This window comes from Pedobacter sp. G11, from assembly GCF_003860265.1.
Lineage (GTDB): Bacteria > Bacteroidota > Bacteroidia > Sphingobacteriales > Sphingobacteriaceae > Pedobacter > Pedobacter agri.
Genome location: NZ_CP034190.1, coordinates 4,318,420 through 4,331,415 on the forward strand (window position 1 = coordinate 4,318,420; position 12,996 = coordinate 4,331,415).

General features: G+C 37.0%; 11 protein-coding genes and 1 pseudogene. 7 read left to right on the plus strand and 5 right to left on the minus strand.

Features of this window, described 5'->3' with window-relative positions; all coding sequences use genetic code 11:
- Entirely contained in the window at window positions 1-1,092 is a 1,092-nt protein-coding gene (locus EA772_RS18675) for a mannose-1-phosphate guanylyltransferase (protein WP_010600697.1), read from the plus strand.
- Here EA772_RS18675 and EA772_RS22340 read toward each other — a convergent pair.
- Window positions 1,089-1,837 (minus strand): annotated as a pseudogene (locus tag EA772_RS22340) (DUF5995 family protein). The gene EA772_RS18675 and the pseudogene EA772_RS22340 overlap by 4 nt on opposite strands.
- A 63-nt stretch (window positions 1,838-1,900) precedes the next feature.
- Entirely contained in the window at window positions 1,901-2,674 is a 774-nt protein-coding gene (gene rlmB / locus EA772_RS18690; RefSeq protein WP_124914494.1) for a 23S rRNA (guanosine(2251)-2'-O)-methyltransferase RlmB, read from the minus strand.
- Window positions 2,675-3,034: 360 nt separating this feature from the next.
- On the opposite strand from rlmB, the gene dnaB reads away from it, so the two are divergent.
- Window positions 3,035-4,600 carry a replicative DNA helicase gene (gene dnaB, locus EA772_RS18695; RefSeq protein ID WP_124914495.1) on the plus strand — a complete coding sequence of 522 codons (1,566 nt, stop codon included), beginning with the start codon at window positions 3,035-3,037 and terminating at the stop codon, window positions 4,598-4,600.
- A gap of 69 nt (window positions 4,601-4,669) precedes the next feature.
- Here the strand turns inward: dnaB and chrA are convergent, their stop codons facing one another.
- On the minus strand, window positions 4,670-5,887 hold the full coding sequence (chrA, locus tag EA772_RS18700) for a chromate efflux transporter (RefSeq protein ID WP_124914496.1): 1,218 nt from the start codon (window positions 5,885-5,887) through the stop codon (window positions 4,670-4,672).
- A gap of 53 nt (window positions 5,888-5,940) precedes the next feature.
- A complete protein-coding gene (locus tag EA772_RS18705; RefSeq protein ID WP_124914497.1) occupies window positions 5,941-6,276 on the minus strand; it encodes a tetratricopeptide repeat protein in 336 nt (111 codons plus the stop codon).
- Window positions 6,277-6,406: 130 nt separating this feature from the next.
- Between EA772_RS18705 and EA772_RS18710 the strand changes: the two genes are divergently transcribed.
- From EA772_RS18710 to EA772_RS18730, 5 genes are all read left to right on the plus strand, one after another.
- A complete protein-coding gene (locus tag EA772_RS18710) occupies window positions 6,407-7,144 on the plus strand; it encodes an electron transfer flavoprotein subunit beta/FixA family protein (protein ID WP_124914498.1) in 738 nt (245 codons plus the stop codon).
- An 83-nt stretch (window positions 7,145-7,227) separates the two neighbouring features.
- Window positions 7,228-8,196, plus strand: a complete 969-nt coding sequence (locus EA772_RS18715; protein ID WP_010602644.1) for an electron transfer flavoprotein subunit alpha/FixB family protein — start codon at window positions 7,228-7,230, stop codon at window positions 8,194-8,196.
- Window positions 8,197-8,261: 65 nt separating this feature from the next.
- Window positions 8,262-8,876, plus strand: a complete 615-nt coding sequence (locus tag EA772_RS18720; protein WP_029204471.1) for a bifunctional nuclease family protein — start codon at window positions 8,262-8,264, stop codon at window positions 8,874-8,876.
- Between the two features lie 174 nt (window positions 8,877-9,050).
- Window positions 9,051-10,436 (plus strand): nucleoside permease, encoded by a 1,386-nt coding sequence (locus tag EA772_RS18725; RefSeq protein ID WP_124915092.1) that lies wholly within the window; start codon window positions 9,051-9,053, stop codon window positions 10,434-10,436.
- Window positions 10,437-10,453: 17 nt separating this feature from the next.
- Entirely contained in the window at window positions 10,454-11,581 is a 1,128-nt protein-coding gene (locus tag EA772_RS18730; RefSeq protein ID WP_124914499.1) for a DUF3667 domain-containing protein, read from the plus strand.
- A gap of 65 nt (window positions 11,582-11,646) precedes the next feature.
- Here the strand turns inward: EA772_RS18730 and EA772_RS18735 are convergent, their stop codons facing one another.
- On the minus strand, window positions 11,647-12,936 hold the full coding sequence (locus EA772_RS18735) for a citrate synthase (RefSeq protein ID WP_124914500.1): 1,290 nt from the start codon (window positions 12,934-12,936) through the stop codon (window positions 11,647-11,649).
- Window positions 12,937-12,996: the final 60 nt, after the last annotated feature.

Here is a 12,996-nt window from a genome sequence, read left to right on the forward strand (position 1 = left end):
ATGAATAAAGATTATTACGCACTAATCATGGCTGGAGGGGTCGGAAGTCGCTTTTGGCCAGTTAGCAGAACTGAATACCCTAAACAATTTATCGATTTTTTTGGGGTAGGTAAAACTTTAATTCAAAGTACTTACGAAAGATTTTTAAAAATCTGTTTACCAGAGAATATTTTTATTGTTACTAATGAGATTTATTCTGATCTGGTTAAGGAACAATTACCTGAACTATCTGACAACCAGATATTAGCTGAACCGTTACTTAGAAATACGGCTCCATGTGTGGCCTATGGAAGTTTAAAAATTTATGAGCTTAATCCGGCTGCTACAATTGTTGTGGCGCCATCTGATCACACCATTGCAAATGTCGACGGCTTTATAGAATCCATAAGTCAATCTTTAAATGCAGCTTCTAAAAATGATTGTCTGATTACGCTTGGTATAAAACCGAACAGGCCTGATACAGGATATGGCTATATCCAACATACGGAATATGTTTTAAATACTGATACTGATTTACATAAAGTTAAGACCTTTACAGAGAAACCTAACCTTGAATTAGCAAAGTCATTTATCCAAAGTGGAGATTTTCTCTGGAACGCAGGAATTTTTATCTGGTCAGCGAAATCGATTTTAAAATCCTTTGAAAAACATTTGCCAGACATGTATGAAATTTTCAATCTGGGTAGATCAGAAATGAACACCGACCGTGAAAAGAATTTCATCAATAATGCTTATCTACAGTGTACGAACATTTCCATCGACTTTGGTATCATGGAAAAAGCGGATAATGTTTACGTTTTACCTGCAGATTTCGGTTGGTCTGACCTAGGAACCTGGGCATCCATATACGAGATGGCAGAAAAAGATTATGTTGGAAACGCTGTTATCCCTTCGGAGCAAGTGATTATGTTCGACTCATCTAACTGCATGGTGAATGTGCCTAAAGATAAACTGGTTATCCTTCAGGGTTTGCATGATTATATTGTGGTAGAAAATAACAATATGCTCATGATTTGCCCAAGAAACGAAGAACAAAAAGTAAAAGAATTTGTGGCCGAAGTAAAATCCAGATTTGGTAATAAATTTATCTAATCGCGTAAAAATTTAATAATTACACCAACATCTTTTGGTTCGAAAACCCTAACTGTTCTTAAAATCATACTTTGAGAAAAGTTAGGGTTAATAATGTTCTGGGCCACGATATCAATTTTACTATCTAAATTACTGATATACCCATCGTACGTATTTGGCAATACTACAGAAAGCGCAAGTGCATTTGCCCAGGCCGTATTTCTAGCTGCAGTAATGCTAAAATTAATTACTGATTCCTTACTACTGTTATCGACATATTTTAGCAGTTTCATCGGTGCACAAATTTCTTCGAGATCTTTTTGCACAATATTGATTAAGCTACCAATAATATTATTAATCAGATCGAAATCTTTTTTAATTAGCTGTATATCATCACCTCTGGCGGTTTCTGCTGCTGCGATCCCTAAATCAAGGTTAATATGAGCATTCATACCCATAAGTAAATGTTGAATTACAGTGTATGGTTGAGCTGTTACAACAAAAGCGGATTTCCAGGATGATGTTAAGGGTGCGTTTTTAGCATTACAGACATAGGCACTGATATAACGATTCGCAAAAATCACATAAGCTTCTCCATTTTCGGTCCATCTGCAAATAACCCGTTGTTAATCCTATTTTGCACAGCAACAGTCATCTTTCTATACAAACATGCAAAATAACCTGCACGAGATTTTTTTGCCACGCTGATGTCGATAATTTCATCCAGGCATGAAATAACTTCAGTAATGTTTTTTGCAGGCAGCATTTAGGTTTGATTTCTAAATAAAAATACATAATTATATTTTCAATTTAGAAATCAAATTAAGATTTACATGGCGGTAGTGCGTTGTCTGACAGCCTCGTATAAAATTACACCTGCCGAAACAGATACATTCAGAGATTCAATTTTTCCTGCCATGGGTATCTTAGCCAAGTGATCAGCTACTCTTAAAAGATCATTTGATATACCTTCATCTTCAGAACCCATAACAATGGCTGTTGGCATGGTGTAATCGGGTGTATAAATCAAGTCGCTGGTTTTTTCAGTACAAGCTACAATCTGCAAGCCACTATCTTGCAAGAATAAACAGGTTTTATGGAGGTTTGCGTGCCTGCAAATGGGAATGCTAAATAATGCTCCGGCAGAAGTTTTGATTGCATCAGCATTTATCTGAGCCGCATTTTTTAATGGCACAACAATCGCATGAACGCCAACGCATGCAGCCGTACGGGCTATCGCACCCATATTGCGAACATCAGTTACACTATCCAGCACTAATATTAAGGGCACCTCCCCTTTTTCAAAAACCGCTGGAACGATGTCTTCTATATTTTGATAGGTAATTGGAGATATCACTGCAATTACACCCTGATGGTTTTTTTGCGACATTCTGTTCAATTTTTCAATTGGAACAGAATTTAAAGGGATCAATGTATCTTTTAGAAGCGCCTTTAACTCCAAAAATAACTCACCACCCAAACCACGTTGTTGATAGATGGTTTCGATATCTCTTCCAGCCTTAACCGCTTCAATTACTGCTCTAATGCCGAATACGAATTCATTATTTTCTTTTACTCGCTGAGGTCTTCTAAAATTATCCATGATTTGAAATTGTTTGCAAAAGTAATTGTTTTGATGGTAAATCTGTTGCTATTGCAAATATTAAGGATTAAATTAATGGAGGTTGCAAACAAAGAATATGAAACATAAATAGATTGATGAAGATCGCAAAACTGAAAACAGGAGATAGATTAGTTGCTTTACTATTTTAAATTCCTGTTGCCATTCCAATACCTACCCTTCCTCATCTACTGTGCCCTACTTCCTATCAACATTTAAGTGTTTATAAATTGATGATTTTTAGAAAAGTTGAAAAATTTAATCTGATTATACTTCAATTTGTTAACAAACAGCTAGTAACTTGTTAAAACAATCGCGTCAAATTTTACCTACTTTTGTATTATGAGTATGGATAATGAACAAGGCGGAAAAAACAGTTTAACAGCGAGGAAAGCACGATTAACTAATACCGTAAGTACGATGGGCAAATTGCCTCCACAAGCATTAGATTTAGAAGAGGCGGTTTTGGGTGCTTTAATGCTTGAAAAGGATGCTCTTTCGGCAGTAATCGATATTTTAAAACCCGAAGTTTTTTATCAGGAGGCACATCAAAAGATTTTTGAAGCTATTCATATGCTTTTTGAGAAATCTAAGCCTGTTGATATTTTAACCGTTACCGCAGAGCTTCGCCAGATGGGCGCACTTGAGATGGTTGGTGGTGCCTATTACATTACGAACCTAACCAACCGAGTAGCATCGGCAGCTAACATTGAGTTTCATGCCCGTATTATTTCTCAAAAATATATTCAAAGAGAGTTAATTAGAATTTCTACAGATATTATTACGACCGCTTATGAAGATACAGCGGACATTTTTGATTTACTGGATCATGCAGAGAAAGGATTATTTGATATTGCACAGAATAATTTACGTAGAGATACGCAAAAGATGGATGATATCATTAAACAATCTTTAGCAACACTAGAAGAGCTAAGAACTAAAACAGATGGCTTGACAGGGGTTCCTACCGGCTTTACCGGATTAGATAGAATTACCGGAGGTTGGCAGAAACAAGATCTGGTAATCATTGCTGCTCGTCCGGCGATGGGAAAAACAGCCTTCGTACTTACCTGCGCCCGAAACGCGACTGTTGATTTCCAAAAACCTACTGTAGTTTTCTCCTTAGAGATGTCATCCGTTCAGTTAGTGAATCGTCTGATATCCGGCGAAGCCGAAATTGAACAGGAGAAAATTAGAAAAGGTAATTTGCAGGAATGGGAATGGCAACAATTACATAGCAAAATCGGCCGTTTAACTGAAGCGCCGTTATTAATAGATGATACCCCGGCCTTAAATATTTTCGAGTTTAGAGCCAAGTGCAGAAGGCTAAAATCTCAATACGATATTCAACTCGTTATTGTCGATTATTTACAGTTGATGCATGGTAAAGGTGAAGGCGGAAAAGGTGGCGGTAACCGTGAGCAGGAAATTGGTAGTATTTCAAGAGCGTTAAAATCTGTAGCTAAAGAACTCGATGTGCCGGTACTGGCATTATCGCAGTTGAGTCGTGCGGTAGAAAGCAGACCTGGTTTACAAGGAAAAAGGCCAATGCTTTCCGATTTACGTGAATCGGGATCTATTGAGCAGGATGCCGATATGGTATTGTTCCTTTACCGTCCTGAATATTATGGTATTACGGAAGATGAGCAAGGAAGATCACAAGCAGGCATTGGTGAGGTAATCATTGCCAAACACCGTAATGGTGAAACTGGTATAGTTCCATTACGTTTCGTTGGTAAGTTTGTGAAGTTTACAGATTTAGAAGAGGATTTTACAGCGCCAACATCATTTGCAGCAGCAGATCCTTCAGCAGGAATGTATCCTTCTCAAGATTTTGAAAAACAGAGCAACGTGATTATCCGTCCTTCGAAAATGGACGATTACAGTGATGATGACCCACCATTTTAATTAAAATATACTTCGAAAGGGAAACGATCAGTTTCCCTTTTTTTATAGAATAATATTTAAAAAAAAATGCTAAAACAGATAGCCTATTAAAATACCTGCAAGTACGATAATTGGTGGACTAATTTTAGTGAAATTTAACAGCAAAAAAGTTGCAATCATTATTCCTATAAATATCAGGTTGAAACCCATTGGAATTAGTAAAAGAATAAAGGCGGCTATAATAAACCCTACGCTAACGGCATTAATTCCCGAAAGACTGTGGCGGATTCTGGAGATTTTCTTCAAGTCATCCCAAAATGGAACAATAAACAATACTAAAATTAATCCAGGTAAGTTGATACCAATCACACCGATTAAACCGCCAAGTATTTGTCCCCACAGGCCATAACCGAAGTTTCTCATGCTTAAAGCGCCCAAATAGCTGGTAAAAGAAAATGTCGGCCCGGGAAGTGCTTGCTGTAGGGCAAAACCTGATAAAAATCCTGAAGAAGGCAAATAATGCTTCATTTCGACAAATTCTGTAAACATTAACGGAACCAATACCTGGCCGCCACCGAAAACCAGAATACCATTACGATAAAAATTCTCCAGCAAACGAATCGGCAAACTAAATGGAGAGGTTCGGTTAATAATGGCACCAACTAAAGCAAAAAGAAGTAAAGCACCCAGGAAATATATTAATTTCTTCGGATTTAAATTTGAAAATAAACGCACCCTTAATTCGGTTTCCTCTCTGGGAGTTTCAATTGCCGATGAAATAATTCCACCAACCAGTATTGCCAGAGGAAATACGTAAGCGTTTCTAAGCACGAAAGTTGCTACCACTGATCCGACAGCCAGAAATATAGAAACTTGCGATGACAACACTTTTTTACCAAGTTTCCATGCACCATAGGCTACAATACCTAAAGCAATAGGTTGAATATATTCCAGGATATCATTAAACTTCTGCTTTTGATCAAGAAGTGCATAGCTTATTGCAGCAAAAGTCATTATCGCGGCAGTCGGTAAAATCCAAATTAGAAAGGTAATGATAGCCAGTTTCAACTTTCCTACCTTCCAGGCTATACCAACTAGCGTTTGCGTAGAAGCTGGTCCGGGTAGAACCTGAGCAAGTGCATTGAGTTCTAACAATTCTTCTTCCGAAATAAATTTAGTGCTTTGCACAAAATATTTCAACAATAAGGCCAGATGCGCTTGAGCACCTCCAAACGAAGTGAATGTAAAAAACACAACGTTTCTGATAAATAGCCACTGCTTTTTCGCAGCGATGGGTTTAGCTTGCATTAAATTGGATGATAGCTGTATTATTGTCTATTTGCGAATGATAACTATAAAGATTAATCATCCTCATAATCTAACCCTGCCGCTGTATTGTAGGCACCTTGAAGTTCAGAAAAAGCATGCATATCTCTTTTGTTTCGGGCGACAAGCATCCCTTTCTGGTAAATCTCAATCGCTTTTTCTTTTTGATTATCTTTTTCTAACAGCTTGCCCAAATGATAATAGGTGCCAACATAATCCGGATGCTTATCAGTTAACTGAAGGTAAAAAGAATATGCTTTTCCCTTATCATTTTGAGTGTTATACTCTGTGGCTAAGGCATATAGTATGAATGGATCATTAGGATCATTTTCTAAAAACTCCAATAACTTTGCTAAACGGCTTGATGACATTTTATTTCCTTGCTTTTTTAATTAAATTTGCAGAAAGACCTTATATAAATAATACAATTAATATGATAAATCGGTAGCTTTTTCATTAAGCCCTGAGCATTTCATATTCACTAAAAACCACTATTAACATATGAAAATATTAGTTTGTATCAGTAACGTGCCCGACACGACGACAAAAATAACTTTTACTAATGATAATACCGAATTCAATACTGCGGGTGTACAATATATTGTTAATCCGTATGACGAAATTGCGTTATCTCGAGCAATTGAACTAACTGAAGGTGGCAAAGGAACTGTAACCGTAATTAATGTTGGAGAAGCTGCCAACGATCCGACCATTAGAAAAGCATTGGCGATAGGTGCAGATGAGGCCGTTCGTGTAAATGCAGCACCTCGCGACGCTTATTTTGTTGCGAAACAAATTGCAGAATATGCAAAAGAAAAAGATTTCGATTTGATTTTAACCGGACGTGAATCAATTGATTATAATGGAAATCAGGTTGCTGCAATGGTTGGTGAATTTTTAGACATTCCTTCAATCTCCATTATCAAAAAATTAGAAGTTGATGGAAATACGGCAACAGTAGAGAGAGAAATTGAAGGCGGCAAGGAAGTGGTTACGGTTTCTGGTAAATTCGTAGCAAGCTGTGCAGAAGGTGTTGCAGAACCTAAAATTCCTAATATGCGTGGTATAATGAGTGCCCGTACAAAACCTTTAGCAGTTGTAGACGCGGTAGCACTTGAAGAAGTAACTAAAATTACCAAATACGAAACTCCTGCCCCACGCGGAACAGTAAAGCTAATTCCGGCTGATCAAACTGAATCTTTGATTGGCTTACTTCACAGCGAAGCCAAAGTAATATAAACTAATAAATCTCCTGAGGGAGATTTGAAATTAAGTAATTAAATCGTTTACATAATCCTTTTTGAGGATAAAGAAATAAATATATGTCTGTACTAGTATATGTAGAACAAGCTGAAGGTAAGTTTAAGAAATCTGTTTTTGAAGCTGTTTCTTATGCAAAAGCAATTGCTGATCAACAATCAACAAACTTAACTGCCATTTCTATCGGCGATGTTGCTGAAAACGAATTGAAAGAATTAGGCAAATATGGGGCCTCTAAAGTATTAAATGTTAGTGCCGAGCAACTGAAAACTTTCGTTAATCAAGCTTATGCGAGTGTTATTGCCGCTGCTTCAGAAAAGGAAGCCGCTGATATTGTGGTATTGTCCAACTCCTTTTCTGGCAAGGGCCTCGCTCCTCGTATTGCAGTAAAACTTAAAGCAGGTTTGGCTGATGGTGCGGTTGAGCTTCCAAGTAACGATGGCAAATTTTCAATAAAAAAGACGGCTTTTTCAGGAAAAGCATTTGCCGTTACCGAATTAACTTCAGCAAATAAAGTAATTGCGTTAAACCCAAATGCTTTTGGTGTTAAAGAAAACGCTGTAGAGGTTGCTATTGAAAACTTTTCTGCCGACATTAAACAATCAGACTTGGGAACTGTTATCAAAGACATTGTTAGGGCAACTGATAAAGTGTCGTTACCAGATGCAGAATTGGTGGTATCTGCCGGCAGAGGCTTGAAAGGACCAGAAAACTGGGGAATGATTGAAGAGTTGGCTGGATTATTAGGCGCTGCAACTGCATGCTCTAAGCCAGTTTCTGATGCAGATTGGAGACCGCATTCAGAACACGTTGGTCAAACAGGTATTGCAATTAGCCCAAATCTTTATATCGCTATTGGCATCTCTGGTGCTATCCAACATTTAGCAGGCGTAAGCTCATCAAAAGTGATTGTTGTAATCAATAAAGATCCGGAAGCGCCTTTCTTTAAAGTTGCCGACTACGGAATTGTTGGCGATGCTTTTGAAGTAGTACCTAAATTAATTGAAGCTTTAAAAGCACACAAAGGATAATCATGTCTACCTGAGTCTGCCGAAATAAAAATTGATTCGGCAAGCTCAGCATGACATCTGGAAATATGAAGAAAGTAAAATTAGATATTGTAGGTTTATCTTACAGCCAGACACAATCTGGTGCCTATGCCCTTGTTTTAGGAGAAGTGAATGGTCGCCGAAGACTTCCGATTATTATAGGCGCCTTCGAAGCCCAGGCCATTGCCATCGAAATTGAGAAAATGACGCCCAGTAGGCCACTCACACATGACTTATTTAAGTCAATGGCAGATACCTTTCATATCAACATTCAGGAAATTATCATTTATAATTTAGTGGATGGCGTTTTTTACGCCAAACTAATTTGTAGCGATGGTAAAAATACCCATGAAATTGATGCCAGAACATCTGATGCAATTGCACTTGCAGTGCGGTTTAATGCATTAATCTACACCTATGAATTTATTCTGGCTTCAGCCGGAATTGTAATAGAAGGAAACGATTTTCTATTTCTGGAAAATATGGATTCTATCGCTAAAGAACCCGATGCAGATATTACACCAACTTCATCTAAACAACAAGGTTTTGGAGATTTAACGCTTGAAGAGTTACAACAAAAACTTCAGGAAGCCATCGCAGAGGAGGCTTACGAAAAAGCAGCGAGGTTAAGAGACGAGTTAAATAAAAGAGGAACATCTTAATCTTAGAAAAATAAATAGATTGTGAATTAGCAATCTATCAACGCATTTCTACATCAATACCACAATTTAAAATGAACCCAGATTGTTTAAAATAATTTGGGTTCATTTTTGAATTATGTTTCAAAATAGTTCTATATTCAGCCTTTACTTTCAAAAATCAAACAAACAAATATGATGAACGTTAAGTTTCGCTTAACCTTGATGAGCTTTATGCAGTTTTTTGTGTGGGGCGCCTGGCTTATCACTATTGCAAATTATTGGTTTGGCACAAAACAATGGGATGGCACCCAGTTTGGAGCCATTTTCGCAACAATGGGTTTTGCATCCTTATTTATGCCGACACTAACTGGTATTATTGCAGATAAATGGGTAAATGCAGAAGTACTTTATGGCATACTTCATATTTTATATGCGGCTGTATTATTTTATCTGCCGCAAGTAGAAAGTCCAAATGCATTTTTCTGGACAATTTTGGCGGCAATGTGCTTTTACATGCCAACAATATCTTTGAGTAATTCCATTTCATACACCACATTAAAATCGGGAAACCTAGATGTTGTGAAAGATTTCCCTCCTATCCGTGTATGGGGAACTGTTGGTTTTATTGCCGCGATGTGGATTACCAACCTAACCGGGAATAAAGCAAGCGCATATCAGTTTTATATTGCCGGAACCGGAGCTTTATTATTAGGAATTTATGCGTTTACCCTTCCAAAATGTAAACCAAGTAGATTAATATCAGAAAAAGCTTCCTTGATGCAAACCTTAGGTCTGGAGGCTTTCAAGTTATTTGCCAATTACAAAATGGCTTTGTTCTTTATCTTCTCTATGTTTTTAGGTGGTGCGCTACAACTCACAAATGCTTATGGCGACGTTTTCTTAGATGAATTTAAGAACTTCCCGAAATATGCTGATTCTTTTGTGGTGAAGTATTCAACCATCATCATGTCAATCTCGCAAGTATCAGAAACCCTTTTCATTTTGGCCATTCCTTTCTTTTTAAAACGTTATGGAATTAAAAAGGTAATGATTATTGCAATGCTTGCATGGGTTTTCCGATTCGGCTTATTTGCTTATGGTAATCCGGCAGGAAATCTTTGGATGATCATTTTATCGTGTGTGGTTTATGGTATGGCTTTCGATTTCTTTAATATCTCAGGATCTCTATTTGTAGAGACCTCTACAACAGCGAAAACGCGTTCATCCGCCCAGGGAATGTTTATGATGATGACCAATGGTTTCGGAGCGGTGTTCGGCAGCTTGGTGTCTGGCTGGATGATTGACAAATATTTTACCAAATCTTTCAATAACATCCAGGCAACTTCCGATTTTGTAGGTTCGGAAACAACCAATAGTCACTTGCTTAATTTTGTTAAAACTCAAGGCGTTTCAATTTTGGAGAATGGATCATTTGATAAAACCATCCATATGAAAGATTGGCACAGCATCTGGTTATCATTTACCATTTATGCCCTGATAATTACAATTTTATTTGCGATTCTATTTAAGCACAAACATACCAAAGCCGAAGAAAAGGCTATTGATGCCATTACTCATTAACAATCTCGAAATCCTTTATGTCAGCTGGTAGGTATAGAAAAGAACATAATTGCCTGAACTGCGGTTCTCATGTAGAAACTCATTATTGCAGCAGTTGTGGTCAACCCAATTTAGAATTAAAAGAAAGTTTCTGGGGTTTCATTAGCCACAGTATTGCCCATTACTTTCACTTCGACAATAAATTTTTCCAAACGCTTGTTCCACTTTTAACTAAACCCGGGCAAGTAACGCTTGATTACCTTGCAGGAAAAAGAGCAAGATATATCAATCCGGTGAGTATGTACATATTTGTATCAATTGTATATTTCTTAGTTGCGTATTCTCCTGAACATGTTGAAAAGGAAAACAATCACAAACCACTTACAGCTGCTCAATCGCAAAAAAGGAAAGCCACGCTAGATAGTGTACAAAAAAAACTCAAGGAAGCTGGTTTAACTAACGCTGCCCCAGGCATAGTGAACGAAACCACGGCTCGGATTGCTGAAGATATGGATCGTGAAGAATTCAAAAGCCTGAGTTTTAAGGAACAAACAATTGCTTTGGAAAATCTTAAAAAACATAATAAAGCTAATAAATCAGATTCCCTTACGGAGGTAATTTCAAAGTTCAGCAAAATTCATGATGACCGTAATGACAGTACCTATGCGGCATATCTAGCCAGACAAAAAAAACTGCAACCACAGGATCAGGATAACTGGTTTGATCGTTTAATAAAGAAACGTGCCATCACTATAGGAGAGAAATCGGAAGTTATTCAAGAAACATTAGAGCACAACAGGCCAAAACAATACTTCTTATTAATGCCTCTACTGGCATTATTTGTTATGTGGAATTTTAGGAAAAATCATATCTATTACCTTGATCACTTAATATTTACCATACATGGTATGACGGCTTATTTCATTGTGTCAATATTTACAAGGCCGGTCATGAAGTATGTTTTTGGAGCCGGAAGTATAATGTCTACCATTATTAAACTTGGCCTGTTATGCTGGATTTGTTGGTACATGTTTAATGCTTTAAGGGTATTTTATCAGCGAAAAAAGGTGATAGGAAAAATGTTCTTAATTATCATTCTTTATTACGTATCGTTAAAGCTGACGGAAATGGTGATGTTGAATTTAATTTATTACGTAGCCACTTAAATAAAAATATTCAGGCATAAAAAAAAGCTTCAGAAATCCTGAAGCTTTTTTTTATGCGAAGTAATTTACTTTCTATCTTTAATACTAACGAAAGCCCTATCGGTTTCGCCAACATAAATTTGACGAGGACGACCAATTGGCTCTTTGTTCTCATGCATTTCTTTCCATTGAGCAATCCATCCTGGTAAACGGCCTAATGCGAACAATACCGTAAACATTTCTGATGGGAAACCCAAAGCTCTGTAAATGATACCCGAGTAAAAATCTACGTTTGGATATAATTTTCTGTCAATAAAATATTGATCTGTTAAAGCAGCTTCTTCCAGTTTTTTAGCGATTTCCAAAATCGGATCATCAATACCTAGATTTTCTAAAATATCATCGCAAGCCTTTTTAATAATTTTAGCACGTGGGTCAAAGTTTTTGTAAACTCTATGTCCAAATCCCATCATACGGAAAGGATCGTTCTTATCTTTAGCTTTAGCGATCCACTTCTCAGTATCACCACCATCTGCTTTGATTAATTCCAGCATATCGATAACAGCCTGATTTGCACCACCATGTAGCGGTCCCCAGAGGGCCGCAATTCCGGCAGCAACAGAAGCATATAAATTACAATCAGAAGAACCCACTATGCGGACTGTTGAAGCTGAGCAGTTTTGCTCATGGTCTGCGTGAAGTATAAGTAATTTATTCATCGCACTTACAACAATTGGATTCACGTCGTAATCTTCTGTACGTTGGCCAAATGTCATCCAAAGGAAATTGGTCACATAATCATATTTATTTTTAGGATAAATAAGTGGATGACCTAATGATTTTTTATAAATGAAAGAAACAATCGTAGGCAATTTAGCCAATAACTTAATGATAGTTAAGTTTTGTTCTTCAGCAGTTTGATTTGGCTTTAAACACTCCGGATAAAAGGTAGATAGTGAGAATATTAGCGAACCCAGCTGACCCATTGGATGAGATCTTGACGGATAACCATCAAAAAACTTCTTCATATCCTCATGAATTAATGTATGCTTGCTAATTTCTGCTTGAAATGAATCTAATTGCGTTTGAGTTGGCAGTTCACCATAAACGATTAAATAAGATACTTCCAAGAAACTCGACTTTTCAGCCAGCTCTTCAATAGAATAGCCTCTATATTTCAATATCCCCTTTTCACCATCTAAGAAAGTGATTTTACTTTTTGTAGAACCAGTATTTTTAAAACCAGTATCTAAGGTTACAAAGCCTGTAAGATCTCTTAATTTTGAAATATCAATGGCCTTTTCATCTTCTGTTCCTGTTATAACTGGCAATTCTATTGTCTTACCATCAACTTTAATCTCTGCAATATCTGACATATTATTGTATTGTGTTTATAGCTTTCTAAATTATATAAAATTAATATACATGCATAACAA

Excerpts from the sequence above, each read along its gene's own strand:
- EA772_RS18675 (WP_010600697.1), top strand. The coding sequence starts at position 1 with ATGAATAAAGATTATTACGCACTAATCATGGCTGGAGGGGTCGGAAGT.
- rlmB (WP_124914494.1), bottom strand. The coding sequence starts at position 2,674 with ATGGATAATTTTAGAAGACCTCAGCGAGTAAAAGAAAATAATGAATTC.
- dnaB (WP_124914495.1), top strand. The coding sequence starts at position 3,035 with ATGAGTATGGATAATGAACAAGGCGGAAAAAACAGTTTAACAGCGAGG.
- chrA (WP_124914496.1), bottom strand. The coding sequence starts at position 5,887 with ATGCAAGCTAAACCCATCGCTGCGAAAAAGCAGTGGCTATTTATCAGA.
- EA772_RS18705 (WP_124914497.1), bottom strand. The coding sequence starts at position 6,276 with ATGTCATCAAGCCGTTTAGCAAAGTTATTGGAGTTTTTAGAAAATGAT.
- EA772_RS18710 (WP_124914498.1), top strand. The coding sequence starts at position 6,407 with ATGAAAATATTAGTTTGTATCAGTAACGTGCCCGACACGACGACAAAA.
- EA772_RS18715 (WP_010602644.1), top strand. The coding sequence starts at position 7,228 with ATGTCTGTACTAGTATATGTAGAACAAGCTGAAGGTAAGTTTAAGAAA.
- EA772_RS18720 (WP_029204471.1), top strand. The coding sequence starts at position 8,262 with ATGAAGAAAGTAAAATTAGATATTGTAGGTTTATCTTACAGCCAGACA.
- EA772_RS18725 (WP_124915092.1), top strand. The coding sequence starts at position 9,051 with ATGAACGTTAAGTTTCGCTTAACCTTGATGAGCTTTATGCAGTTTTTT.
- EA772_RS18730 (WP_124914499.1), top strand. The coding sequence starts at position 10,454 with ATGTCAGCTGGTAGGTATAGAAAAGAACATAATTGCCTGAACTGCGGT.
- EA772_RS18735 (WP_124914500.1), bottom strand. The coding sequence starts at position 12,936 with ATGTCAGATATTGCAGAGATTAAAGTTGATGGTAAGACAATAGAATTG.